Origin of the sequence: Roseibium salinum, from assembly GCF_026240905.1 — a bacterium.
GTDB classification, from domain to species: domain Bacteria; phylum Pseudomonadota; class Alphaproteobacteria; order Rhizobiales; family Stappiaceae; genus Roseibium; species Roseibium salinum.
The window spans coordinates 2,224,194-2,248,319 of the sequence record NZ_JAPEVI010000003.1 but is presented as its reverse complement, the minus strand read 5'-3'; the positions used below and the strand labels follow the sequence as shown (position 1 = coordinate 2,248,319).

Sequence of the window (24,126 nt, the reverse complement as noted above, 5' to 3'; positions counted from 1 at the left end):
AGGCAGCCGGACAACCGGTCGCTTAATGGAAATGTGGATGAACAGGGCGCGCCCATGACTTTGATATTCAAGATCGTCCCCCGGTCCCTGTGGCAGGAGGCGGTCGAAGCGGGTGTGTTCAAGGGCGCGCCGGTTGATCTCGCCGACGGTTTCATTCACTTCTCCACCGCGCAACAGGTCCGCGAAACGGCGGCAAGGCACTTTGCCGGCGAGGACGACCTGCTGCTTGCCGAGTTCGACGCGGCCGATTTCGGCGATGCGCTCAAATGGGAGCCCTCGCGCGGCGGCGCCCTGTTTCCCCATCTTTACGGCGACTTCGACCCGAGCTCAGCCCTGTGGGTAAGGGACCTGCCGTTGGCACCGGACGGATCGCACGTCTTTCCGGAGCTGGGCGAATGAACCTTCCCTGGCTGGAAAACGCGGCCCTCAAGGGCCTTCAGCGTCTCGACGCTGAAACGGCGCACCGGCTGACGGTGCTGGCCCTGAAAAACGGTGTCATGCCGGGACGCACCCCGGTTTCGGATCCGCGCCTTGCCGTGAAGCTCTGGGATCTCACCTTTCCCAATCCGCTCGGAATGGCGGCGGGGTTCGACAAGAACGGCGAAGTGCCCGATGCGCTGCTGAAGCTTGGCTTCGGCTTCACGGAAGTCGGCTCGGTTACGCCGAAGCCCCAGTCGGGCAATCCGCGTCCGCGCGTGTTCCGCCTGCCGGAAGACCAGGGCGTCATCAATCGCTACGGGTTCAACAATGAGGGCCACGCGGCGCTGCGCAAGCGGCTCGACGGCCGCCCGAGGCTGAACGGCATCGTCGGCATCAATGTCGGCGCCAACAAGGATTCGGCCGACCGCATCGCGGACTACGTCGCCGGGATCACCGAATTCGCCGACATTGCCTCCTATTTCACGGTCAATATCTCCTCGCCCAACACGCCGGGCCTGAGGGACCTGCAGGCACGTTCCGCGCTTGCGGACCTGTTGACCGGGGTCATTTCGGCGCGGGACGACTGTACCCGCACGCTCGGCCGCCACGTTCCCGTCCTTCTCAAGATCGCTCCGGATGTGACCGATGATGATCTGCAGGACATCGTCGAGGAGGTGCTGGCCAAGAATGTCGACGGCCTGATCGTCTCCAACACCACCATCAGCCGGGACGGACTGAGCGGATCGGGACCTGCCGGGGAACCCGGCGGTCTTTCCGGCCGGCCGCTGTTCCGCAAATCGACCATCGCCCTGGCCCGCAGCCGCAAACTTGCCGGCCCGGATCTGCCGATCATCGGTGTCGGCGGGATAGACAGCGCCGAGACCGCCTGGACGAAAATCACCGCGGGGGCGGATCTCCTGCAGCTCTATTCCTCGCTGGTCTTCAAGGGGCCCGCGCTGATCGACGAGATACTGACAGGGCTCAGTGCCAGGCTGGACGAACACGGTCTGTCTTCCCTGCGCGAGGCCCGGGACGCCAATGTCGAGGCCTGGGCGGCGGAGACCGGTTAGGCCGCCGCGAAGGTCTCGGCCGCGCGCTTGCGGCAGGCGAAAAGAAGCGTGATGCCCCGCAGGCCGAGAAAGAGCTCCATCGCCAGCCAGAGCCCGTGATTGCCCAGAAGCGGGAAGAGGGCGTAGTAGGCGGCGATAAAGGCTGCGAGCGACAGCAGCATCATGTTGCGCATGGTCTCCGACCACGTGGCACCGATAAAAACGCCGTCCATCTGAAATGCGAGCACGCCGAGAAGCGGCGCAACAACGGCCCAGATCAGATAGGTGTCCGCGAGTTCGCGCACGTCCGGCGCGGTGGTCATGAAGGCGATCATCGCCGGGCCGGCCAAGTAGAAGATGACGGACAGGCCCGCGGCAAGGGCGAAACTCCACAGCGCAGTGAGCTTGAGCGTGCGGTCGAAGGCCTGCCGGTGCCGGGCGCCCACCGCCCGGCCGGCCAACTGTTCGGCGGCCGTTGCAAGGCCGTCCAGGAAATAGCCGGAAACGATGATGAACTTTTCAAGGACCGCGTTGGCCGCCAGAACCGTGTCGCCCTGGTCCGCCGAACGGGCCATGAAAAAGGCATAGGCATAGAGCAGGGCGAAGGAGCGGATCATGATGTCCCGGTTCACCGCCATCATGCGCACCAGCAGGCGGCGGTTGAACACAATGGCGGCGGCGGGCCAGCTGCCGCGCTTGACGCTAGCAAGCACCAGCGCCAGACCGAGCAGCGTCGCGGCAATTTCGCTGAAGACCGTGGCAAGCGCGACGCCCTCGACGCTCCAGTCCAGCCCGATGACGAACCAGAGGCTGAGCGCAATGTTCAGCCCGTTGAGGAAGAGCTGCAGCGCAAGGCCGGTGCCGGCACGGCCGAGGCCGATGAACCAGCCGAGAATGGCGTAGTTCGCCAGGAGGAACGGCGCACTGTAGATCCGGACGTCGAAATAGCGCGAGGTCGCCGTCTGGACGTCCTTGCTGCCGCCGAGAAACCACAGGCCGGTCTCGCGAAGGGGGGCGTGAATGGCGATGACGGCGAGGCCGCCGATGGCCGCGATGACAAGGGCTCTGAGGAGCGTCGCCTTGATTTCCTCCTCGTTCCGCGCCCCGAAGGCCTGGGCCGTCAGCCCTGTCGTTCCGGAACGCAGGAAATTGAAGGTCGTGAACACCAGGTCGAAGATGATGCCGCCCATGGCAATGCCGCCAAGCAGCGCCGCATCGCCAAGCCGCCCGATCACTGCCATGTCGACGACGCCGAGGAGCGGTGTCGACAGATAGCCGAGCGTCATCGGAATGGCTATCGCAAGGACGGAGCGGTGCGTGACGGCAAAGTCGAGCGTCGACGGATCGCCGGGGCTGGGGACGTGGGACATGATGGGCAGCTCATGATCGAAGGCAGACCTTCTTGTCCGGCCCGCCGCCTGCCGTCAATCGTTTTCCGCACATACCCGATATTCGAAATCGTGTTGCAATCGCTGGTGACGGGGTGTCGAAAGGCACAAGGCGCCCTATGATGGGAGGATGACCCTGCCGATCGTTCACCATCCCGCCTATTGCGCCGATCTGCCGGCCAACCACCGGTTTCCGATGGACAAGTTCCGCGCCGTCGCGGAGCGGGTCCGCGAGGAAGGCCTGCTGGATGGCGGGAGCTTCTACCGGCCGCGGCCCGCGCCGTTCGAATGGGTCGCCCTGGCTCACGATCCGGCCTATGTGGATCAGGTGTTCAGCAGCAATGTGCCGGACAGGATCGCCCGGGAGATCGGATTTCCGATGCGCCAGGATATTGCCCTGCGCGCACGTTGCGCGACAGGCGGCACGGTGCTGACCTGCTATCTGGCCATGGAACACGGCCTTGCCTACAACACGGCCGGCGGCAGCCATCACGCCCGCCGGGCGCACGGAGCCGGGTTCTGCGTTTTCAACGACGTGGCGGTCGCCATAAGGGTGATGCAAGCCGACGGTGCGATCCGCAAGGCGCTGGTCATCGATCTTGACGTGCATCAGGGCGACGGCACGGCCGATATCTTCCGGGGCGACCCGGACGTGTTCACCTTTTCGATGCATTCGGAACGGAACTATCCGGTCCGCAAGATCGCGTCCCATCTGGACGTGGGTCTTCCCGACGGCACCGCGGACGCGGCCTACATGCGCCGCCTTGAAGAAATCCTGCCCGTGCTGCTGGAGCGGGAGAGCTGGGACATCGTGGTCTACAACGCCGGCGTCGATCCCTATGAGCACGACCGCCTGGGCCGCCTTGCCCTGACGCGGGAAGCGCTTTTCATGCGCGACCGCTATGTCATCCAAACGGTGCGCGCGGCAGGCGTGCCCCTGGCCGGGGTCCTGGGTGGGGGTTACTCAACGGATATCGACGAACTTGCGGACCGTCACCTGAACCTGCACAGGGCGGCAAGGGCCGTCGTTACCGAGATCGTCCCATCGCTAGAAGTCGGGTTAGCAGCCATATTGGCACAACCACGATTGCGCCGATGAGAAGGTAGTTGCCTAGCCGCCCAAGTGCCTGGAAGCCCATGTTCCAGAGCCGTTCGACGAACTGGACCGCCATGGTCACCAGATCGAGCGGATCGAGGTTCAGGGCGGCGAGTATGATACCGACGACAAAGGACAGGAACACAAGCCTCAACAATACCTGGACGGGGGACCCTCCCAAAAAGCGGCGCAGGCCGGTATCGGACATGTGTTTCTCCTGATTCCGTTCAAGACCGAACTGTTATCGGAAAGTTAGGGATCGGCCAACCCAATTGCAACGCGGAGCGCCGCTTGCTGCTCGATGGGCCAAAACGCCGGCCGGAGCGGTTGAGCAGGTCGCCGTTGGCAGTCCTCCTCATGCTGAGGAGGGCCTTCGGCCCGTCTCGAAGCATGGGCGGCATCTTCCGAGTCCAGCGGCCCATCCTTCGAGACGCGAGCAAGCTCGCTCCTCAGAATGAGGTGGTTTTCGCGGTGAGGCATGTTTGGTACCGTTCTGCTGCAGCCATGCGGCCTCCGAAAGCTCACCGCCGGCCGTGCTGGCCGGTCTTTTCGGTATGCTGCGTTCCGGCGGGATGGCGAGGCGATCCGGCTGATGCTTGACGCACTTTCCTGGGCGACACGCCGAACCAGGTCTTCACCGCCCGGGAAAAGGTGCTGAGCTCGGAAAAGCCCAGCAGAAATGCGATTTCCTTCATCGGCAGCTCGGTGCTGCGCAGATACCGCTCGGCCGCAGCGCGGCGAACCTCTTCGCTGAGCTTCCTGAAGCTCGTCCCCTCCTTTTCCAGAAGCCGCTGAACGGCTCTTTGCGACATGCCCAGCCTGGCGGAGATCAACGGCAGGGCCGACGCCCCCTGGGAGAGGTTGGAGGCGACTTCATTGGCAATCCTGGACAGCGGCGATTCCTTCTGGCCGAACAACTCCATCTCGGTCATCGCCGATTTCAGGATGATTTCGTAAAGATGCGGGTCGTGCCGGGGCAGGGGCCGCGACAGCAGCGCGCGCGGGAAGGAAATCCTGTTGCGGGGCACGCAGAAATTCAGCCGGCCCTGATATTTCTTCTGGAGAGCGGATGTGCTCTCCGGCGCGGCGGTGGCCAGGTCGATCATGATCGGCGGCGCGTGCATGTCGAGCGCCTGTTCAAGCTGGTGGGCGGCCCAGCCCACCCGGGCAAACATGCTCTGCCGCCATTCGCCCCGTCCTTCCAGGATCGGCCACTCGAGATAGCCGCTGGTTTCGGTTTCCTCGAAAACGACACGGCAGGCATTGGTGCGGATCGGCATGAACTTCACCCAGGCCTGGCAGGCATGGCGCAGGGTGGGGGCGCAGGCAAACAGATAGTCGAAGACGGAGAGGCAGCCGATTTCGACATTGTTGAAAAGGTCGAACATGACGGCATCGCTGCCGAGGGCTTCGGCCACGTGTTCGAAAACGCCGTGCCAGGCGGCGATCGGTACCACGCCTTGCGGGTCGTCCATGCTGGCCAGATCGAAATCGTAAAGGCGGGCGATGTACGGCCAGTCCAGGTCTTCGTTTGAACAGATATCGCGCAAGACGCGGAGAATATCCGCACGCGCCCATTCCCCCTCAACCGGCATCCGCGTCTCCAGCCGACTTCCTCAATGCGTTCGGCAAACTTCGCATGGCAAGCCGCTGCGGATCAAGTTGTGTCGCAAATTGCCAACATCTATTGAAAGGGGGAAACCGGCCTGCCGTCCGTGCGAAAGACAAAACCGCCTCCCGAGGGGAGGCGGCTGTCCACGTGTCTTAAGCGGCGGCTTTCTGTTTTTCTTCAGCCTTGGGCGGGAACTTGCCGTAGAACGTCTCGTTCTCCTTTGCCATGTCCCGCAGCAACTTGTTCGGCTTGAAGCGCGGACCCCACTTGCGGGTGAACTTCTTGCACAATTCCAGGAAGGCGGGCGTGCCCATCATGTTGATATAGCTGAGCGTTCCACCGGTATAGGGCGCAAATCCGAAGCCGAGGATCGAGCCGACATCGGCTTCACGCACGTCCGTCAGGCACTTTTCCTCGAAGATGCGTGCCGTCTCAAGAGCCTGCATGACGAGAAGGCGCTGCTTCAGTTCTTCAATGTTGAAGCTGTCGGCGGATTTCGGCTGGCCGGTGACGTCGGCAATACCGGGCCACAGGCTCTTTTCCTTGCCTTTGTAGTCGTAGAAGCCCTTGCCGTTCTTCCGGCCGAAGCGCTCGCGCTTGACCACCATGTCTTCCAGGATATTGTCCAGCGGTCCTTCGACATATTTGACGCCGAGGTCCTTGCGGGTTGCGGAGACGATCTTCCAGGCAAGGTCGAGCGCAACCTCGTCGCCGAGCGACAGCGGTCCGACCGGCATGCCGGCCATCTTGCCCGCGTTCTCGATCATCGCCGGCGGTACGCCGTCCGCCAGCATCATCAGGCCTTCGCGGATATAGGTCATCACGACACGCGAGGTGTAGAAGCCGCGGCTGTCATTGACCACGATCGGCGTCTTTTTGATCGCCTTGACATAGTCGAGAGCCATCGCCAGAGCCCGCTCGGACGTGCGTTTGCCGAGGATCACCTCGACGAGCATCATCTTGTCGACCGGGGAGAAGAAGTGGATGCCGATGAAGTTCTTCGGCCGTCTGGAGGCCTGGGCCAGGGAGGTGATCGGCAATGTCGAGGTGTTCGACGCGAAGATGGCACGGGACTTCATCACCGCTTCGGCCTGTTCCGTCACCGCCTTCTTGATGTCGCGGTCCTCGAACACCGCCTCGATCACCAGATCGCAATCGGCGAGCGCCTCGTAGTCGGCGGTCGCGTTGATCCTGGAAAGCAGCTTTTGCTTGTCTTCTTCCGTGGCGCGGCCGCGCTTGATCGCCTTCGTAATCAGTTCGTCGGAATGGGCCTTGCCCTTGTCGGCGGCTTCCTGGTCCCGGTCGATCAGGACGACGTCGATGCCGGCCTGCGCCGTGACATAGGCAACGCCAGCGCCCATGAAGCCCGCACCCAGGATGCCGATCTTCTTGACCTTGTTCGGGCGCTGGTCGGCGGGGCGGCGGGCGAGCTTGTTCAGTTCCTGCATGGAAACGAACAGCGAGCGGATCATGTTGGCCGCTTCCGGTGTCTGCAGGACCTTGGCGAAGTAGCGGCTCTCGACCTGCAGGGCGAGATCCATCGGCAGTTGCAGCCCTTCGACGACCGAGCGGAGCAGGTAGCGGGCGCCCGGGTAGTTGTCATAGGTCTCGCGCCGGTAGATCGCGTTCGCGGCCGGCCAGAACTGGAACCCGCCCGGGGAATAGACCTTGCCGTTGGGCAGCTTGTAGCCCTTCTTGTCCCAGTCCTTGACCGGGTCGAGGCCCGCCTTCAGCATCTTCTTCGCAGCCGCCACCAGCTTCTTGGCGGTCGTGACTTCGTCCACCAGCTTCATCTGTTTTGCCTGGGGTGCGCGCAGGGTGCGGCCCTGGAGCAGGAATTGCAGGCCCTGCTGGCTGTCGGTCATGCGCATGACGCGCTGCGTGCCGCCGGCACCCGGGAAGAGGCCGACCTTGACCTCCGGCAGACCCATTTTCAGGCCGTCATCGACAATGCATCCATGGCATGCAAGCGCCAGTTCCGTGCCGCCGCCCATGCAGGTGCCGGCCACGGCTGCCACGAACGGTTTGCCGCAGGTCTCCAGCTTCCGGTACACCTGAGACAACTTGCGGGAGCCGTCGAAGAGGGCTCTGGCGGCGGCTTCCGTATCGTTGCCGCGCTTGACATGGAAATCCTTCAGCAGGCCTTCCAGCATGGTCAGGTCCGCACCGCCGGAAAAGGCGGGCTTTCCGGAGGTGATCACGGCGCCCTTGATGGCTTCACTGCCCGTGACATCGTCGATGATCGCATCCAGTTCTTCCATGACGGTGAGGTCGATGACGTTCATCGACTTTCCCGGCATGTCCCAGGTGATCAGGGCGAAACCGTCCTCATCGGTCTCTATGGTGAAATTCTTGTAGCTCATTGGAAATCTCCTCCTCGGGTCAGGCGCCGGACGTGTCAAGATGGGCGCGCTGCTGCGCTGCCGTCCTGGTGCCTTCCACGACAACATTGCCGGTGTGTTTGGTTTCCGCGGGCTCGAACAGCATGACCCAGCATTCTTCGGCGGCGATCGGGTTATGCTCGACGCCCTTGGGCACCACATGCATGTCGCCTGCGTTCAGAACCACATCGTCCCGGTCGCGATAGCGGATCGTCAGGCTGCCCTTGACGATGAAGAACAGCTCGTCTTCATCCTCGTGATCGTGCCAGACGAACTCGCCCTTCAACTTGGCGAGCTTGACGCTCTGACCGTTGACATCGGCCACCACGCGCGGCGACCAGTGGTCGGTGATCTGCGCGAACTCCTTGTCGATGTTGCTGATCATCGGCTCACACCCGTTCGATGATGGTCGCGGTGCCCATGCCCGCGCCGATGCAAAGTGTGACGAGCGCGGTCTTGAGATCGCGCCGTTCCAGCTCATCGAGAACGGTGCCGAGGATCATCGCGCCGGTGGCGCCGAGCGGATGGCCCATGGCAATGGCGCCGCCGTTGACGTTGACGATTTCCGGGTCGAGATCGAAAGCCTGCTGATAGCGCAGCACGACGGAGGCGAAGGCCTCGTTGATCTCGACGAGGTCGATGTCCTTCATCTCCATGCGGGCGTTTTTCAGCAGCTTTTCGGTGACATCCACCGGGCCGGTGAGCATCAGGGCCGGTTCGGAGCCGATATTGGCGAAGGCCTTGATGCGCGCGCGCGGCTTCAGGCCGCAGGACCGGCCGGCGGTGCTGGAGCCGATGAGCACGGCGGCGGCGCCGTCGACGATGCCCGAGGAGTTGCCTGCATGGTGCACGTGCTTGACGGCTTCGACCTCCGGATGCGCTTGGATGCCGACCGCATCGAAACCGCCCATGCTGCCCATCATCTCGAAAGACGGATTGAGCGAGGCGAGCGACTGCATGTCGGTGTCCGGCCGCATGTGCTCGTCCCGGTCGAGGATGGTGATGCCGTTGACATCCTTCACCGGCACCACGGACCGCGAGAACCGGCCTTCCTTCCAGGACTTTGCGGCCCGTTTCTGGCTCTCGACCGCATAGGCATCGCAATCGTCCCGGCTGAAGCCGTATTTGGTGGCGATCAGGTCGGCGGAGATGCCCTGCGGCATGAAGTAGGACGGAATGGCGACCTGCGGCTCGATCGGCCAGGCGCCGCCCGATGCGCCGAGGCCCACTCGGCTCATGCTCTCCACGCCTCCGGCGATCACCAGCTTGTGCTGACCGGCCATCACCTGAGCGGAAGCCATGTTGACCGCGTCGAGGCCGGAGGCGCAGAAGCGGTTGATCTGCATGCCCGGGACCGACGTCTCGTACCCGGCCGCGAACACGGCCGCGCGGGCAACGTCGCCGCCTGCTTCCCCGACCGGATCGACGCAGCCGAGAACGACATCGTCCACCCTGGCGGTGTCGAGACCGTTCCGGTCGCGGAGCGCCTCCAGGGCGGTTGCGGCAAGCCGGACCGTCGGCACCTCGTGCAGGGCGCCGTCCGGCTTGCCGCGTCCGCGCGGGGTGCGCACGTGATCATAGATATAGGCTTCGGGCATCAAATCCTCCTCTGGATCGACCTGCTTTCACGGGCGATCCCGTGTAGGCGGAAGGTCGATCGGTTTTCGCTGCCGGAGCATCTTGCGTTCTTTCGAATGCCGGATGCTCCGGTTCATGTCGTCCTCACCCGGCGGCCGGCAGGGGATGTCCGGGCATGAGGTCATAGGGGTGTTTCCAGCCGGGCAGCGCCTTGATCCGCTCCAGCCATTTCGTGACATTGGGATAGGGCTCAAGGTCGATGCCGAGTTCCCCGTCGTAGAACAGATAGCCGCAGAGCGAGAAGTCGGCACTGGTCGGCTTTGCGCCGATGGCGAACTCGTTCCCGGCAAAATGCTTGTCCAGGATGCCAAGCGCGGAGCGGCCCCGGCCATCCAGCCATTTGGTCACTTCGGTTTCGCCAGTCTTGACGAGAGTGCGCAGAAAGCGGAGCGGGCCGAGCATTCCGGAGACTTTCTGATTGTCGAAGATAGTCCAGCGCAGCACCTCGCGCCGCTCCTCGTCGCTCTCGCAGCCGAACCGTCCGAACCTGTCGAACAGGTAGTCCATGATGACGGCCGACTGGGTGAGGATCGCGTCGCCGTGGATCAGGACCGGCACTTCTCCCATTTCGTTCAGCGTGTCGCGGAATTGTTCCGTGCGGGTTTCTCCGTTGAAGAAGTCGACCCATTCCGGCTCCCAGTCGGCGCCGCAAAGCTCCAGCATCAGGGCCACCTTGTAGGAGTGCCCAGACTGCGCCATGCAATGAAGAACGTATTCAGCCATAACTCGAGATCTCTCCTGGTAAATCGCATCGGAGCGGGACTATAGCGGCCGGAACGGGCTTGCGGGGTCAAATTTCCGCCAGACGGGCGCCTGGCGGACGGGTCTCAGAATGCGTCGGCCCTCAGCGACATGACCGTGCCGGAGCCTGAGGAAATCCGCGCGAGATGCGCGCCGGTTTCAGGAAGGGTGCGTTCCATGAAGAACCTGCCGAAGGCGAGCTTGTCCTCCAGCCATTCGGTCCTGTCACCGGCGCCTTCCGCAAGCCTGTCCTTGATGGTCCCGGCGATCCTCGCCCACATGTAGCCGAGGGCGGCGAGGCCGAAGAGATGCATGTAGTCCGTGGAGCCGGCCCCGGCATCGTCGGGGTTCTTCATGGCATTGTTCATGAACCACATGGTTGCGGCCTGAAGGTCGTCGGCCGCCTTCTTCAACGGACCGGTGAAGGCGGCGAGGTCTTCATTGTCCTTGTTGTCCTTCAGGAACGAATTGACCTCGTTGAAGAAGCTCATGACGGCGCGCCCGCCATTGGCCGGCAGCTTGCGGCCCACGAGGTCCAGCGCCTGAATGCCGTTCGCCCCCTCGTAGATCATGGCGATCCGGGCATCGCGGACGAACTGCTCCATCCCCCACTCGCCGATATAGCCGTGGCCGCCATACATCTGCTGGGCGTTGACCGTGTTGGCAAAGCCGGTGTCGGTCAGGACGCCTTTCAGCACCGGGGTCATGAGCCCCATCATGTCGTCGGAGAACTGCCTGGTCTTGTCGTCATCAGAGCGGTGGGAAAGATCGCCGTGCATCGCGGTCCAGATGACCAATGCCCGGGCCGCTTCGTTGAAAGAGCGGATGGACATCAGCGTGCGGCGGACATCCGGATGGACAATGATCGGGTCCGCGGCCTTGTCCGGGTTTTTCGGTCCGGTCAGCGACCGGCCCTGCAGGCGGTCCCTCGCGTAGGCAACGGCGTTCTGATAGGCGACTTCCGACTGGGCGAGGCCCTGAACGGCAACGCCGAGGCGGGCCTCGTTCATCATGGTGAACATGGCGCGTAGGCCCTTGTTCTCCTCGCCGACCAGCCAGCCGGAGGCATTGTCGTAGTTCATCACGCAGGTGGAATTGCCGTGAATGCCCATTTTGTGCTCGATGGAGCCGCACGAAACGCCGTTGCCGCCGCCCACGGCGCCATCCCCGGTAACCTCGTTGCGCGGCACGACAAAGAGCGAGATGCCCTTGGTGCCCTCAGGCGCGCCCTCGATGCGGGCAAGCACCAGGTGGATGATGTTTTCCGCCAGGTCGTGCTGGCCGGCGGAGATGAAGATCTTGGTGCCGGAAATCCGGTAGGAGCCATCCGCCTGGGGCACGGCCTTGGTCCGGATCAGGCCGAGATCGGTGCCGCAATGAGGCTCGGTGAGGTTCATGGTGCCGGTCCAGGTGCCGGCGATCATTTTCGGCAGGTAGGTCTGCTTCTGTTCCTGCGTTCCGTGCAGCGTCAGCGCCGCAACCGCGCCTGCGGTCAGGCCGGGATACATGGAAAAGGCCATGTTGGCGGAGGAGGAAAACTCGTTGAAAATGGCTGCCAGCGTGTGCGGCAGGCCCTGGCCGCCATATTCGGGATCGGCGGACAGCGTGCCCCAGCCGTTCTCGCAGAAAGCCTTGTAGGCTGCCGCGAAACCCGTGGGCGTGGTCACCGAGCCGTCGTCGTTGCGCTTGCAGCCTTGCTGGTCGCCGGTCTGGTTCAAAGGCTGCAGGACTTCCTCGGCGAATTTCCCGCCTTCGCGCAGTATCGCTTCCACCAGATCGAGCGGGGCGTCGGAAAAGCCCGGCAGGTTGGAATAGCGTTCGTAACCGAAGACGTCCTTCAACAGGAAAAGCGCGTCATCGACGGGCGCGGTATAGCTCGGCATGGAAGTCCTCCCAGATCTGCCGTTTCCAGTCTGACCTTACGTTTCCGTAAACGTCATGTCGGGCTGTTATAACCGGCCTGATTTGCCCCGTAAAGTGGGTGCCCCCACGGAAGGGGCGATAAAAATTACGCCTAAAACCGGCCTTTGGGAATGATTTTGAGCTTATCGGAACACAGTTTCGTGCGCCGAGGGTGTTTTTTATGCGCTTCGTCGGGAACGGATTCGCGCCGTCGGGACACTGAGGGAGGTGTCAAAAGAAAAACCGCCGGTCGCAACGGCCGGCGGCTTTTCTATCAGAAGCTGAAAATGCGGCCAGCCGATGCTTCGCGCGGTCGGCGTGCCGATCTGTTGAAGTGCACAATCAGCCTTCTTCGGCTTCCTTGTGCTTCAGCATGCCCGAGACGATCTCCACCGTGCGGGACAGTTCCTCGATCGCCTGTTCGATGTCCTTGCGCTGAACTTCCAGGACGGCAATCTGTTCGTTGAACCTGGAAAGGGCAACGCGAAGCTGGGTCACCTGACCGTCGCGCAGGTCGTAAAGGTCAAGCATGTCGCGGATTTCGGACAGGGAGAAGCCGACGCGCTTACCCATCAGCACCAGCTTCAGGCGTGCGCGGTCGCGGCGGGTATAAAGGCGGTTCATGCCGTCCCGCTTGGGGTTCAGAAGGCCTTTGTCTTCGTAGAACCGCAGCGTACGGAGCGTACAGCCGAATTCCTTTGCCAGCTCGCCGATGGTGAATTGGGTCTTCTTGGTGCCGTCACTCGCGGACACGACGTCCACAAGATCGTTTTCGTTCAGGATCGAAAGCGCTTCGCTCATCATTGCTCTTAGCTCGTTTTTCAGCCGTCTTCCGGCTTGTCGGGATATTCTCAACCTTGCACGAGACCGGCACCGAAGAGGCTCTCTTCAGCGTATATGCGATTGGATGCGTTTCGGTGCGCAGGTACCTGCCAGGCTCTGCGGTTCTTTTACCTTACGTTTGCGTTAACGTCCAGCCGCGCAAGGTCGGAGCGGAAAAACATTAACGGTGATTCGATTCGCACCGTGCCCGTTTCAGGCAAGAAACGAGCGAAACCTGCGGCAATTCGCATTTGGCAAGCCCGATTAACGGCCTGTTTACCCTAAATCGACAAAGTCTCTTAAAACGCTGCCCCTAATCCCCCTTGTGCAGGAGAATAGATGCAGCCCGCTGAATCCGCGGCCTGAGGAGGCCGTAAGCCCAGGGTCTAGATATGCCGGCTTGGAAGAAACACGAGGCAGGACGCCGCAGTCGTGATGCGCATGAGAGCGACGGCTACTACGATGCGCCGCAGCGTGAAGCCGCACGAAATCGTATAGAGCGCCTCACGCGCACGGCCACCGCACTCGGCGGCGGATATGATACCCGCCTGGACGAGCCGGATGACGACCTTGATGCCGTGGCCGATGAACTGGACAGGCTGCTGTCGGACCAGGAAAAGGTCGCCGCGCCCCGATCGGCCGCGCCGCGTCCCGACCGGCCGTCCCGGAGCCCGCGCCGCCGCGCTCCTGTGCGCGACACCGGCCTGGAGGATGTCCTCGGCGCCCTGGACCGGCTCGACCAGCAGGTGCAGGGGCTTGCGGGTGAAGATGACGACTACGACGACGAGGAGCCCTACCGCGCGCCGGAAAGGCCCCGGCGCCGTCCGGGCCGCTATGCGCTCGATGCCCTGCGGGAGGATGCCTATCCGGAAGGCGGCGACGACTATTACGACGATGAAGACGAGCGCGGCTACGGCCGCGACTACCCGCCCCGCGAGCGCGTTGGACGTGCGCGCCGCGAAGAGTCCATGCATGTCTACAAGGATCTCGGCAGGCGTATCGACGCCTTGCGGGCGCCTCAGGAAAAAGCCCTCGACCAGGTTCGCGAGGAGCTCGGCTCCCTGCGTGACGTACTGGGCGGCTTCTCCCGCGGCACCAATGAGACGGTCAGCCGCCAGAATGCGGAGCTGCGGCGCCTCGCCGACATGGTGGAGCGTTTGCGGGTCGACAAGACGCATGACCACCTGGCCAAGGACATCCGCAAGGAGGTTTCCGAGCTGAAGTCGATGGTCGGCCGGACCAATGTGGAAGGCGCGCTTCAGACCCTCGAACACGGCTACGCCCATATTCTGCAGCGCCTGGACGAGCTGTCCCGCGCCTCGGTCGACCCCAGGGTCATGCGCAGCGTCACAGCCCGCCTGGACGAAATTGAAGACACCTTCGCCGCCCTGCCGCGTTCGGAACATATGACGGTGCTGGAAGACCGGGTCGTCACCATTGCCGAGCGCATGGAAGAACTGCTGCAGCGCAAGGGGCATGCGGAAATCGAACCCTTGCGGGCCGAACTCCGGGAAGTGCGCGATTTCGTCGAGCAGATCGACATCAAGGGCCTGGTCGAAGGCATCGACGACCGGATGAAATTCGTCTCCGGCCGGCTGGACGACCTGGAGGTTCTGGCCCGCGAGCAGCGCGGCCTCGACAGCCGCCTCTCGGCCATGGAAGACCGCATGCCGGAGCCGGAGACCATCTCCCGGCTTCAGGGGCGCCTTGAAGACATCGTCGGCATGATGGCCGACGACCGTGCGGCGCCGGTGGACCATGAGCACATGTCCCACGTCGACCGCCGCCTCAACGAAATTGTCGACCGCCTGGAGCGCATGGAACAGGCCGGCCCGCTGCCCTCGGCGAATGCCGGTGCTTTCGAGGCGCTGGAAAAGCGGCTGGAGATGATCTCCGGAAAGATCGACACGATCGAGAAGAGGGCCTCGCGGCCCGTGCCGGTTCTCGATGCGGCCGCCATGAAGTCAAGTGGCGCTCCGGACGGCAAGTTCCTCAATCAGTTGCAGGAGCGGCTGAACGATCTGACCGTGCGTCTGGATCAGCCCAGGGATACGGTCACCACGGCGGACCTAGACAAACTGCGCGAGGAAATCGGTTCCATGCGCGCTTCCGTCGCCGCCCCGGCCTCCACGGACGCACTGGAAAGGCGGATATCGGATCTGGCCCAGATCGTCTCCAAGGGAGCCGACGCCACGGATGACAGCCGTTTCGAACTACTCGGCGAAAAGGTTGCAGCGCTCGCGGAGCAGATCGAAGAGACCTCCTCCAAGGCGCTCAGCGTTGAACAGTTCTCGCCTGTCCTGGAGCGGATCGAGCAGAGCCTCGAGCAGACCCGCACCGATGTCGCCGGCATCGCCAGGAAGGCGGCGGCCGAAGCCGTTGCGAATGCTCCGGCGCTGAAAAATTCCCAGTATGACGAAGCCATCACGGCCCTGCAGGGCGATCTGAAGCGTTTGCTGGACGCCGCCGAAGGCGGTGAAGAGCGGACCCGCAATACCTTTGACGGCGTCAAGTCCGTTCTCGGCTCCCTGACCGAACGGCTGGACAACCTGGAACGGACCGACGCCACGGCACCGGCCGCCAGTTTTTCGCCGGCCAGGAGCGAGGAGGATATCCTCGCTTTCCCGAACTACGGGTCGTCGAAGCCCCGTGAGGACAATCAGGCGAACCGGTCCGAGGGTTCGGAAAACGACCGGCCCCAGGAACGTGTGCGCGACCGCAAGGCGGATTTCATTGCCGCTGCGCGGCGGGCGGCGCAGGCAGCCTCCGCGGAAGCAGCGCAGCTTGAGAAAAAGCAAAAGGCCGGCACCGATTCCGAACTGGCCGACGAAGAGCGCGGCCGGGCGCGCGTCGGCTGGTTGCGCAACGTCCTGAAACGCGACAAGTCGGCCGCCGCCGCCGAGGCCGACCAGGAGCCGGCGGACGATCTGGAACTGGCCGTTGAGGATATTGCGGACAAGGCTTTTGAAGCCAACGACGCAACGGTTCTGCCTGGCGACCGCCCGGCGCCGGAAAACACGCCGAGCCCGGGTGGCCGGCGCCGCGCCATCCTGTACACCGCCGCCGCCGTCGTTCTTCTGATCGGGACGCTGCAGGTCTTCCGGCTGGCAGGCGATGCGCCGGACGAAGGCGCGGACCTTGCCGCCGTCACGCCGGAAAAGGTCGAGACCGTCGAAGTTGCACCTGCAAGCGAGGAAACGGATCTGACTGCTGCTGCGGCTGAGGCAACCGCACAGGAAAAGGCAGCCGAGATGGCGGCCGAGGCGGCCGCCGTAAAGGAAGCACCGGAACCAGCGCGCACCGTTGCTGCGAGTTCCGCCTCGTCAGCCACGCAGACTCCGAACCCGGAAGCCCCGGCGGAAACGTCGGCCGCCGGCTCCGCTCCCGCCATTTCCACTCCGGCTGCCTCCGCGCCGCGTTCGGCATCGGTTGCAGCCTCGGATAACGTCCAGGCCGCATCGGCAACCGGAACTCTGGCGCCTGAAACCGAACTGGCCTTCGCGCCGCCCGCTGGTGTTGCCAGCAGCTTCGGCGCGCACCAGGGCGAAAACCCGGCCGCCTTCACACCGGCCGACGATACTGCAGCCGGAACCGGTGAGGCCGCGTCCAACCTGATCGCCAACCTGCCGCCGGAAGGCGTCGGTCCGATGGCCCTGCGCAGCGCCGCGGCAAGCGGCAACCCGGCAGCGGAGTTTCTGGTCGGTGTCAAATACACGGAAGGCAATGGCGTGCCCGCCGATCTGGCCAGGGCCGCTGTCTGGTACCAGAAAGCGGCCCAAAAAGGCCTGCCGCCGGCGCAGTACCGCCTCGCCAGCCTTTACGAAAAAGGCCGCGGCGTGGAGAAGGACCTTGCCAAAGCCAGGGCCTGGTACACCAGCGCCGCTGAAGCCGGCAATGCCAAGGCAATGCACAACCTGGCCGTTCTTCATGCCGAGGGTGGCGGCGAGCAGCCGGATTATGCCGCTGCCGCCAAGTGGTTCGAAGCCGCCGCCAATTACGGCGTGAAGGACAGTCTGTTCAATCTGGGCATCCTTTATGCCGGCGGCATCGGCGTCGATAAGGATCTCGTCGCCAGCTACAAGTGGTTCGCGATAGCCGCTGACCAGGGCGATCCGGAGGCCGCCAAGCGCCGCGACGATGTGGCCAACATGATGGACCAGGAAACACTGGCCAACGCGCGGCTTGCGGTCGAGGCCTTCAAGCTGGTTACGCCGGAGCCGGCGGCGAACAAGGTCACCATGGAGCCGGACTGGGTGGACAGCGTCTCGCCGTCCGCTTCCCAGGCCTCCGTCCAGGCGGTCGACAATACCCCGATGATCCGCGCAGCGCAGGACAAGCTGAACTATCTCGGCTTCGACACGGGCACGCCGGACGGCCAGATGGGACCCCGCACGCGCAGCGCGATCCGGGCGTTCCAGCGCAGCCTGGGCCTGCCGGAAACCGGAGAAGTCGACAGCCGGCTGATGAAAGAATTGAACAGCCAGGCGATCTAGGGTACGGGGCCATACCCTGGGCTCAACGCCCCCGCAGGGCGCGATTTTGTCGAAATACGTCCTGCCGCGGCTTAAAAGCGCCGGAGCGAACCGTTATGGCGTGCCGGCTGGTTGACACACCGGCCGGCACGGGTTTTTAACCAATTTAACGTAGTCATTCCGAACTCTTATCTGCAGTTCTGTTCCGGCGTGTCCCTGTGCAATTATACCTGCCCATAGCCGAACTTCCGGTGAATATCTTCGTGATATTCTTGATGGGCGGGGCTGTGGGCTTTCTGTCGGGCCTGTTCGGCATCGGCGGCGGATTTCTTCTGACGCCCTTGCTGATCTTCTCGGGCATCCCGCCGGCCGTTTCCGTGGCCACTGTCACCACACAGGTCGTCGCCTCTTCCGCCTCTGCCGTTGTCAGCTACTGGCGCCGAAAGGCGATCGATCACAAACTGGCGGCCATTCTGCTCGTTGGCGGTGTTCTGGGGTCGTTTGTCGGCGTTGTCCTGTTCGACGTCCTGCAGACCCTCGGCCAGCTCGATCTCGTCATCTCGCTCTCCTATGTCACGTTCCTGGGAACGATCGGCGGGCTGATGCTGTTTGAATCGATCCGGGCCATCCGGCGCCGCCGCTCCGGTGTGGCTCCCAAGGCGCGCAAGCCCGGTCAGCACAACTGGATCCACGGCCTTCCGCTGAAGGTGCGGTTCCGCCGGTCGAAACTCTATGTCAGCGTGATCCCGGTGGTCGGTCTGGGTGCGATCATCGGGTTTCTGGGAACGGTGCTCGGCATCGGCGGCGGTTTCATGATGGTGCCCGCCCTGATCTATCTCCTGCGGGTTCCCACCAGCATCGTCATCGGCACGTCCCTGTTCCAGATCCTGTTCACCATGGCGGCGGCAACGGTGTTTCATTCCATGGGCACGAAAACGGTCGATATCGTTCTGGCGCTGACATTGATGATCGGCGGCGTCATCGGGGCACAGTTCGGGGCCCGCATGGGGCAGAACCTGCGCGGCGATCAGTTGCGGCTCCTCCTGGCCGTGCTGGTCCTGGGTGTCGGCCTGCGCTTTGCGGTCGATCTGCTGCTGGTGCCCGAGGACCTTTATTCCATCGCCGTCAGCAATCGGGTGGGCTCATGATACGCCGGGCCGCCCTTGTCTGCGCTCTCGTGTTGGCTGCCGGCGCCGGCGCACAGGACAAGCGGGACCTGGTGACCGCAATTTCCTCGGACGTGGTGTCGATCCAGTCCAATTTCACCGGCACGGAAATCGTGATCTTCGGCCAGGCGACCAATATCGATCCCCAGCCGGACGAGCCGAGCGGATATGATCTTGCAATCGTCGTCGAAGGCCCTCCTCAGGACGTTACAACCCGCCGCAAGGGGCGTTTCCTGGGCGTATGGGTCAACCGGGAGGGCGAGCGGTTCAAGAACGTGCCGTCCTTTTATGCCGTCGCCAGCACGATCAGCATCGGGGAAATGGCTGACCGCCGCGTTCTCGATGAACTCGGCATCGGTCTCAATCACCTCAACCTGCCGGTATCCGGGGCGTCGGATGTCGCGCTTGCCGACCGCGACGACTTCCGCCGCGCGTTCATCCGCCTCCGCCAGGAAGTGGGGCTTTATTCGGAACAGCAAACCTCGATCGAGTTTCTGACCGACACGATGTTCAGGACGAACATTCCCCTGCCGGCCAATATTCCGGTGGGCGAATACAAGGTGAAAAGCTTCCTGTTTCACAGGGGAAACGTGATTGCCCGGACCGAAGAGAGCCTGGCCGTCGCCAAGATCGGCTTTGAGCAGATCACCTTCGAGCTCGCCCAGAATTACCCGCTCATCTACGGCCTCCTCGCTGTCACGCTGGCCGTATTCACCGGCTGGCTGGCGAGCGTGATCTTCAGAAGGGACTAGGACCGCTTTCAACGCTAGTTAGTTAGTTGCCCGCCGCGTTCACCAGCCTTGCGTCATAGACTTCCCTGGCATCGAGCGGCACCAGCCGGCCGGCCATTTCCGCCTTCAACTCTTCGTGGCGGGCGGTCTCTTCGGGTGTCTTGTCCGGCTTTGCGCCCAGGCGCACGAACTCTGCGCGCACATGCCCCGGCCTGATCCGCGCCTCGACGGTCCGGCCCCGATAGGTGAACCGCCAGAAATAGGGGCCGGGATGGTCGTCGATGACGTTGCTGCCGCCAAGCGTACGGTCGACGGTCAGTCGGCCGTCGGTGGCGCAACGGGTAACCATCTCCATGCAGTCCCTGCCTCCAGGGCCGGAGAACGCGGTCTCGATCGCCACCTCCCGGCGCTCCAGGGGTTCCTCGCCGAGGAGCGGAAAGGCGGCCTGCATGGCCTTCAGCGCATGGGCAACGCCGCCCGGAAAGCCGGGGCCGTGGTATTTCAACAGTTCGGGAAAAGAGAACGTGATCGGATGGCCGTTTTCAAGAACGATGATCTTATCCATCGAGATAGGCTTTCAGGTTGGGCAGGAACCGGTCCAAGAACCTGGTGGATGCCGGCATGAAGTGGCTGCCGTGGTGGTACTGGGGATCCAGCGAGGTAATGATCATGCGGCCGGGTGTGGAGACGCGGTCCTCGTAGAAGATCGCCCGACCTTCCGCGTCCTCCGTCAGCACTGTCGCCCCGTCCGGCACGTCGAACCAGCCGTGCAGGTGCCAGGTGACATGGTCACTGGTCATTTCGTGAAGAAGCGGGTGATCAGGGCTGACGAGCCTGTTGCCGAGGTCGGCGCCGGGTTCCAGCCACCACCACCAGTTCGTCGGAACCGGGTGAAAGCGGATGGCGGGCAGCCACAGGTCCGAGTGGCTCTCACCCGTCGCCACCACGGTGCCGCCGGCGTCGAGATGGGCCGCCACGACCTCCTTCTGTGCGATCATGCGATGCGCCGGCGTGCGGCAGGGTACGAACAGGCAATCGCCTGGCGTCAGCACGCCGAAAAGCTCCTCGGGAGAGGTCACCATATCGAAGAATGCCGCATGGCGTGGGCCCTCCAGGGCCTCGATGTGGTAATAGGTGCCACTGGTCGGGGCAACGATCCTCACAGGCAGTCTCCTCCGCTTGCCCATTCGATGATCCGTCCGTGGAGGAGGGGCGGCAGGCCCTGGTCGATGCCGAACTGGCCGAGATCATTGCCCGCATGGGAGAAGACCCTGCCGCCTGCGGGGCGCGGCCAGATCCAGTCCACCGGCACCGTCCCCTGGCGCAGGCCCGTGACCGCAATCGCGCCTGCGGGCAGCGGGTTGGCGCCCCGGCCATAGAAGCCGCCGACCCCTTTGTTGGTTTCCAGATGGGAGATCTCGATGCCGTGGAAGATCGGATGCTCTGCAAGGCGCGTCTGCGCAAAGTCACGAAACGATGGCGCTTCCATCGGCTGGTAGGTCTTCAATCCGTCAAGCAGCGGCCGCACGATATGGCCGTTGAAGAACCAGCGTCCGCCGCGATCCAGAAAAGCCTCCAGCGCGTCCTTCAGTTTCATAAAGGCGTTCTGATCCAGCTGATTGTGCGTAATGATCCCGCGCGCGCGTTGAAAGTCCGAAGAGCTGAGATCTTCCTGCCGGATGACCGTCAGCCGCCCGTCTTTACCCGCCTGACAGACCGGCTCCGGCGGGTCCTCGAAGGTGGATTGGATGTAGAGCGTGGTCATGCGGCGTGACGCCCGCTGAAGGAGGGTAGGATCGCCCTGCGCTGCGCACCGTCCGGCCCGGTGAGGCTGCCCCAGGTCATGGCAACCCCGTAGAGACGGCTGAGCGGTTCGGACTGGATAAGCTCCTCCACCGGTCCGATCATCTCTTCGCCGTCAGGCATCATCAAAAGAACCCTGTCGGCGCAGGCCAGCGCGTGGTTGGGGTCGTGGGTGGTGAAGAGCACAGCATGCGCCCTGTCGGCTCTGAGGCTGTTGATCAGGTCCAGCGTGCGCGCCTGATTGCCCAGGTCCAGCGCCGAAGTGGGCTCGTCGAGGACGAGGGCCGGGGAGCCGGTGGCGATCGCCCGGGCGATCAGCACCATCTGCCGCTGGCCGCCGGACATCAGATCGTAGCGCCGCTCCGCGAGGGCTTCGGCACCGATACGCGCCAGCGCGTCGCGCGCAGCCTGCCGATCCGCCTCGCCGGGCTGGCCAAAGAGGCCGATCTGCCGGGCGCGGCCCATGGTGACGACTTCAAGGCCGGAGAGCCTGGCCTGGCTCGCGCCGTGTTGCGGCACGTAGCCGGCGATGTCCGGGGCAATGCGACGGCCGGAACTCAATGGCTGGAAGCCGAGCACCGAGCGCAGCATCGTGGTCTTGCCGCGCCCGTTCGGACCCAGAATGGCAAGGCTCTCGCCGATCCCGACCTGAAAGCTCGTGTCGGTGAAAATTGTGCGCGTGCCGAAGCGGACGCTTGCCTTGTGAAGACCAATCATGCGCGGTTCGCCTCCCGGAAATGGCGGCGCAGCAGCAGGCCGAACACCGGTGCGCCAATCAGGGCGGTCAGGACCCCCAAGGGGATCTCGGCGGACGTTGCCGTGCGGGCCAGGGTGTCGATGAAGACCAGATAGGCAGCGCCCACAAGGCCGGCGGCCGGGACCAGCGTGCGGTGATCCTCACCGACCAGAATGCGCGCCGCATGCGGGACCACGAGGCCGATCCAGCCCACGACGCCGGCAACGGCCACGGTGGTTCCGGTCATCAGGGCGATCGCTGCAAAGATGTACCAGCGCTCCCGTTCCGGATTGATGCCCATGCTCCTGGCCTCCATGTCGTCCAGAGCCAGGACATTGAGCCGGTAGCGCAGCAGCCAGACGAGTGTCAGGCCCAGTGCCAGGCCCGGTACCGCCATTCCCAGCCGCTCCCAGGTGGCGGTCGAAAAGGAACCCATCAGCCAGTAGACGATCGCGGGAAGGGACGAGTTGGGATCCGCGACGAATTGCAGGATTGAAACGAGAGCCGCGAAGAGGGCGCCGACGATCATGCCCGACAGGATGACCGAGAGGACCTCGGTGCGCCCGTCGATGCGGGCGATGAAGCCGACCAGGATCAGCGCCACGAGCCCCATAAGGAATGCCGCGCCGAGCAGCACGATGCCGCTGTAGCCGATCAGGATCATCAGGGCGCCGCCGAAGGCCGCTCCCTGGCTGATGCCGAGTACCTGCGGTGAAACGAGAGGATTGCGGAAGACGCCCTGAAGGGCCGTGCCGCCGATGGCGAGTGCACCACCGCACAGGGCGGCAAGCAGCAGCCGGGGGAGGCGCACCAGCAGCACGATACGCGCGTCGATCTCGTTCGCGACCACAAAGCCGTTGCTGACGCAGGCGTGGATGATTTCCAGCAGACGCAACGGGGAGATCTCGAAACGGCCGGCACTGAGCGCGAAAACCATGGAGACGACAAGGGCAACGGTCAGGCTGCCGAACATGCCGATCCGGCGGCCAATCCGGGCGAGAGACGGCCGGGGCATCTCACCGGCCGTTTCGGTCATGCTCATGGGCTATTCGGCCTTGAACTGGGCATAATCCGCGGCCTCGCCCTGCGTCTCGACGCGCAGGATCGTGTCGATCTGCTCGTCGTTCAGGTCATGGCCGTAGATGGTCTTGTAGGCCTTTTTCATCTCTTCCCGCAGATCGTACTGAAAGATCTCCGGATGCAGCAGTTTGGCAAGCCACATCCAGGTCAGCGGGCTCTCCTGGTTGGGCGGATCCCAGCGATAGCCGCCGAGCGGCATCTTGTAGATGCGTTTGCCTTGCGCAGCGTTGGTGAGGCCCAGGATCGGGTCATTGTAGATCCGGTCGGTCCTGAGCTCGTCCTCGAAGGAATTCAGCAGGATGACATCCGGGTTCCAGGCGGCAATCTGTTCCGCGTTCACGTCGGCCCAGCCCGCGGGCAGGGAGGCCGAGGCCACCTTGCCGCCGGCCAGCTTGATGTAAAAGGCGTTGTAGTTGCCTTCTTCACCGGAGGTGCGCAGCACTTCCTGGGCACGCAGCAGATAGAGCACGGAGGGCTTGTCCTCTTCCGGGATCTCCGCCGTTTTGGACTGGATCTCCTGCAACACCTGCTCGCGCCAGTCGATCAGCGCGGCGATGCGCTCCGGCTTGCCCATGGCTTCGGCGGCCCACGTCATGTATTCGCGGGTCTTGGCCTCCGTGCCGTAGGAGATCAGCATGGTGGTGAGACCGGCATTGAGGATCGGATCGACATAATCCGGTCCGCGTCCGGCCCACTGGATCACCAGATCCGGACGGGTGGCGGCCAGTTCTTCCACATTTGGAATGAAATTCGGTGCGGTGATATCGGAGGAAATGTCCTTCGCGGTGGGAAAGATCTCGCCCAGAATCCCTTCCAGGATTGCGCTTTTGGCCCGCGGGTTCATGCCGACGAGGCGTTCGGTGCCGCCGTCGATGGCGATCAGCGTGGACGCCATAGGGATGGGAATGGACGCGATGCGTTCCGCCGGTCTGGCAAGCGAAACCGTGCGGCCCTCGTGGTCGGTAAAGCTGATTTCATCGGCGCTCGCCGTCATGGACATCGCGGCCGCAAGCCCTGCGGCCGCAGTCATTCTCAGGTGGCGCAACATGGCCATCCCCCTTTGTGGAAACTCGTATTGCAAGGCAACGC

The 24,126-nt window shown here is 63.6% G+C and carries 21 protein-coding genes; 6 read left to right on the top strand and 15 right to left on the bottom strand.

What is annotated here, in order from left to right; all coding sequences use genetic code 11:
* Nucleotides 1–54: 54 nt before the first annotated feature.
* Together ON753_RS14945 and ON753_RS14940 are read left to right on the top strand one after the other, a co-directional pair.
* Entirely contained in the window at nucleotides 55–399 is a 345-nt protein-coding gene (locus ON753_RS14945; RefSeq protein ID WP_265963421.1) for a DUF952 domain-containing protein, read from the top strand.
* Complete coding sequence (locus ON753_RS14940; RefSeq protein WP_265963420.1) at nucleotides 396–1,490, top strand: quinone-dependent dihydroorotate dehydrogenase; 1,095 nt, start codon at nucleotides 396–398, stop codon at nucleotides 1,488–1,490. Before ON753_RS14945 ends, ON753_RS14940 begins: the two co-directional genes overlap by 4 nt.
* Here ON753_RS14940 and ON753_RS14935 read toward each other — a convergent pair.
* Nucleotides 1,487–2,839 carry an MATE family efflux transporter gene (locus ON753_RS14935; protein WP_265963419.1) on the bottom strand — a complete coding sequence of 451 codons (1,353 nt, stop codon included), beginning with the start codon at nucleotides 2,837–2,839 and terminating at the stop codon, nucleotides 1,487–1,489. The two genes, ON753_RS14940 and ON753_RS14935, sit on opposite strands and share 4 nt — an antisense overlap.
* 148 nt (nucleotides 2,840–2,987) lie before the next feature.
* Here ON753_RS14935 and ON753_RS14930 point away from each other — a divergent pair, with 148 nt between their 5' ends.
* Complete coding sequence (locus ON753_RS14930; protein WP_265963418.1) at nucleotides 2,988–3,956, top strand: histone deacetylase family protein; 969 nt, start codon at nucleotides 2,988–2,990, stop codon at nucleotides 3,954–3,956.
* On the opposite strand, the gene ON753_RS14925 is transcribed toward ON753_RS14930, so the two are convergent.
* The 8 genes from ON753_RS14925 to ON753_RS14890 all read right to left on the bottom strand — a co-directional run bounded on the left by ON753_RS14925 (nucleotide 3,886) and on the right by ON753_RS14890 (nucleotide 13,028).
* Nucleotides 3,886–4,161: a DUF6460 domain-containing protein gene (locus ON753_RS14925; protein WP_265963417.1), complete on the bottom strand. Its 276-nt coding sequence runs from the start codon at nucleotides 4,159–4,161 to the stop codon at nucleotides 3,886–3,888. The genes ON753_RS14930 and ON753_RS14925 overlap by 71 nt on opposite strands.
* Before the next feature lie 313 nt (nucleotides 4,162–4,474).
* Nucleotides 4,475–5,548 (bottom strand): helix-turn-helix transcriptional regulator, encoded by a 1,074-nt coding sequence (locus ON753_RS14920; protein WP_265963416.1) that lies wholly within the window; start codon nucleotides 5,546–5,548, stop codon nucleotides 4,475–4,477.
* Between the two features lie 169 nt (nucleotides 5,549–5,717).
* Nucleotides 5,718–7,928, bottom strand: a complete 2,211-nt coding sequence (locus tag ON753_RS14915) for a 3-hydroxyacyl-CoA dehydrogenase NAD-binding domain-containing protein (RefSeq protein WP_265963415.1) — start codon at nucleotides 7,926–7,928, stop codon at nucleotides 5,718–5,720.
* A gap of 19 nt (nucleotides 7,929–7,947) precedes the next feature.
* Nucleotides 7,948–8,331, bottom strand: coding sequence for a cupin domain-containing protein (locus tag ON753_RS14910; RefSeq protein WP_265963414.1), 384 nt, complete (start codon nucleotides 8,329–8,331; stop codon nucleotides 7,948–7,950).
* Between the two features lie 4 nt (nucleotides 8,332–8,335).
* A complete protein-coding gene (locus ON753_RS14905) occupies nucleotides 8,336–9,544 on the bottom strand; it encodes an acetyl-CoA C-acetyltransferase (RefSeq protein WP_265963413.1) in 1,209 nt (402 codons plus the stop codon).
* A gap of 124 nt (nucleotides 9,545–9,668) precedes the next feature.
* Entirely contained in the window at nucleotides 9,669–10,307 is a 639-nt protein-coding gene (locus ON753_RS14900) for a glutathione S-transferase family protein (RefSeq protein WP_265963412.1), read from the bottom strand.
* 104 nt (nucleotides 10,308–10,411) lie between these two features.
* On the bottom strand, nucleotides 10,412–12,208 hold the full coding sequence (locus tag ON753_RS14895; RefSeq protein WP_265963411.1) for an acyl-CoA dehydrogenase C-terminal domain-containing protein: 1,797 nt from the start codon (nucleotides 12,206–12,208) through the stop codon (nucleotides 10,412–10,414).
* A gap of 361 nt (nucleotides 12,209–12,569) precedes the next feature.
* Nucleotides 12,570–13,028, bottom strand: coding sequence for a MerR family transcriptional regulator (locus tag ON753_RS14890; RefSeq protein ID WP_265963410.1), 459 nt, complete (start codon nucleotides 13,026–13,028; stop codon nucleotides 12,570–12,572).
* Nucleotides 13,029–13,441: 413 nt separating this feature from the next.
* Here ON753_RS14890 and ON753_RS14885 point away from each other — a divergent pair, with 413 nt between their 5' ends.
* The 3 genes from ON753_RS14885 to ON753_RS14875 all read left to right on the top strand — a co-directional run bounded on the left by ON753_RS14885 (nucleotide 13,442) and on the right by ON753_RS14875 (nucleotide 19,439).
* Nucleotides 13,442–17,542, top strand: a complete 4,101-nt coding sequence (locus tag ON753_RS14885) for a peptidoglycan-binding protein (RefSeq protein ID WP_265963409.1) — start codon at nucleotides 13,442–13,444, stop codon at nucleotides 17,540–17,542.
* Nucleotides 17,543–17,739: 197 nt separating this feature from the next.
* A complete protein-coding gene (locus tag ON753_RS14880; protein WP_265963408.1) occupies nucleotides 17,740–18,669 on the top strand; it encodes a sulfite exporter TauE/SafE family protein in 930 nt (309 codons plus the stop codon).
* On the top strand, nucleotides 18,666–19,439 hold the full coding sequence (locus ON753_RS14875) for a TIGR02186 family protein (RefSeq protein ID WP_265963407.1): 774 nt from the start codon (nucleotides 18,666–18,668) through the stop codon (nucleotides 19,437–19,439). The genes ON753_RS14880 and ON753_RS14875 overlap by 4 nt, the downstream gene beginning before the upstream one ends.
* Nucleotides 19,440–19,461: 22 nt before the next feature.
* Here ON753_RS14875 and ON753_RS14870 read toward each other — a convergent pair whose 3' ends face one another.
* Genes ON753_RS14870 through ON753_RS14845 form a run of 6 tightly spaced genes read right to left on the bottom strand, consistent with a single transcriptional unit; the run spans nucleotide 19,462 to nucleotide 24,085 of the window.
* On the bottom strand, nucleotides 19,462–19,983 hold the full coding sequence (locus ON753_RS14870) for a hypothetical protein (protein WP_323054740.1): 522 nt from the start codon (nucleotides 19,981–19,983) through the stop codon (nucleotides 19,462–19,464).
* Entirely contained in the window at nucleotides 19,976–20,581 is a 606-nt protein-coding gene (locus ON753_RS14865) for a hypothetical protein (RefSeq protein ID WP_265963406.1), read from the bottom strand. The genes ON753_RS14870 and ON753_RS14865 overlap by 8 nt, the downstream gene beginning before the upstream one ends.
* A complete protein-coding gene (locus ON753_RS14860) occupies nucleotides 20,578–21,183 on the bottom strand; it encodes a hypothetical protein (RefSeq protein ID WP_265963405.1) in 606 nt (201 codons plus the stop codon). The genes ON753_RS14865 and ON753_RS14860 overlap by 4 nt, the downstream gene beginning before the upstream one ends.
* A complete protein-coding gene (locus ON753_RS14855) occupies nucleotides 21,180–21,938 on the bottom strand; it encodes an ABC transporter ATP-binding protein (RefSeq protein ID WP_265963404.1) in 759 nt (252 codons plus the stop codon). Before ON753_RS14855 ends, ON753_RS14860 begins: the two co-directional genes overlap by 4 nt.
* Entirely contained in the window at nucleotides 21,935–22,999 is a 1,065-nt protein-coding gene (locus tag ON753_RS14850; RefSeq protein WP_265963403.1) for a FecCD family ABC transporter permease, read from the bottom strand. Before ON753_RS14850 ends, ON753_RS14855 begins: the two co-directional genes overlap by 4 nt.
* A 3-nt stretch (nucleotides 23,000–23,002) precedes the next feature.
* Nucleotides 23,003–24,085, bottom strand: a complete 1,083-nt coding sequence (locus ON753_RS14845; RefSeq protein ID WP_265963402.1) for an ABC transporter substrate-binding protein — start codon at nucleotides 24,083–24,085, stop codon at nucleotides 23,003–23,005.
* Nucleotides 24,086–24,126 lie beyond the last annotated feature (41 nt).

Excerpts from the sequence above, each read along its gene's own strand:
- ON753_RS14945 (WP_265963421.1), top strand. The coding sequence starts at position 55 with ATGACTTTGATATTCAAGATCGTCCCCCGGTCCCTGTGGCAGGAGGCG.
- ON753_RS14940 (WP_265963420.1), top strand. The coding sequence starts at position 396 with ATGAACCTTCCCTGGCTGGAAAACGCGGCCCTCAAGGGCCTTCAGCGT.
- ON753_RS14935 (WP_265963419.1), bottom strand. The coding sequence starts at position 2,839 with ATGTCCCACGTCCCCAGCCCCGGCGATCCGTCGACGCTCGACTTTGCC.
- ON753_RS14930 (WP_265963418.1), top strand. The coding sequence starts at position 2,988 with ATGACCCTGCCGATCGTTCACCATCCCGCCTATTGCGCCGATCTGCCG.
- ON753_RS14925 (WP_265963417.1), bottom strand. The coding sequence starts at position 4,161 with ATGTCCGATACCGGCCTGCGCCGCTTTTTGGGAGGGTCCCCCGTCCAG.
- ON753_RS14920 (WP_265963416.1), bottom strand. The coding sequence starts at position 5,548 with ATGCCGGTTGAGGGGGAATGGGCGCGTGCGGATATTCTCCGCGTCTTG.
- ON753_RS14915 (WP_265963415.1), bottom strand. The coding sequence starts at position 7,928 with ATGAGCTACAAGAATTTCACCATAGAGACCGATGAGGACGGTTTCGCC.
- ON753_RS14910 (WP_265963414.1), bottom strand. The coding sequence starts at position 8,331 with ATGATCAGCAACATCGACAAGGAGTTCGCGCAGATCACCGACCACTGG.
- ON753_RS14905 (WP_265963413.1), bottom strand. The coding sequence starts at position 9,544 with ATGCCCGAAGCCTATATCTATGATCACGTGCGCACCCCGCGCGGACGC.
- ON753_RS14900 (WP_265963412.1), bottom strand. The coding sequence starts at position 10,307 with ATGGCTGAATACGTTCTTCATTGCATGGCGCAGTCTGGGCACTCCTAC.
- ON753_RS14895 (WP_265963411.1), bottom strand. The coding sequence starts at position 12,208 with ATGCCGAGCTATACCGCGCCCGTCGATGACGCGCTTTTCCTGTTGAAG.
- ON753_RS14890 (WP_265963410.1), bottom strand. The coding sequence starts at position 13,028 with ATGAGCGAAGCGCTTTCGATCCTGAACGAAAACGATCTTGTGGACGTC.
- ON753_RS14885 (WP_265963409.1), top strand. The coding sequence starts at position 13,442 with ATGCCGGCTTGGAAGAAACACGAGGCAGGACGCCGCAGTCGTGATGCG.
- ON753_RS14875 (WP_265963407.1), top strand. The coding sequence starts at position 18,666 with ATGATACGCCGGGCCGCCCTTGTCTGCGCTCTCGTGTTGGCTGCCGGC.
- ON753_RS14870 (WP_323054740.1), bottom strand. The coding sequence starts at position 19,983 with ATGGATAAGATCATCGTTCTTGAAAACGGCCATCCGATCACGTTCTCT.
- ON753_RS14860 (WP_265963405.1), bottom strand. The coding sequence starts at position 21,183 with ATGACCACGCTCTACATCCAATCCACCTTCGAGGACCCGCCGGAGCCG.
- ON753_RS14855 (WP_265963404.1), bottom strand. The coding sequence starts at position 21,938 with ATGATTGGTCTTCACAAGGCAAGCGTCCGCTTCGGCACGCGCACAATT.
- ON753_RS14850 (WP_265963403.1), bottom strand. The coding sequence starts at position 22,999 with ATGAGCATGACCGAAACGGCCGGTGAGATGCCCCGGCCGTCTCTCGCC.
- ON753_RS14845 (WP_265963402.1), bottom strand. The coding sequence starts at position 24,085 with ATGTTGCGCCACCTGAGAATGACTGCGGCCGCAGGGCTTGCGGCCGCG.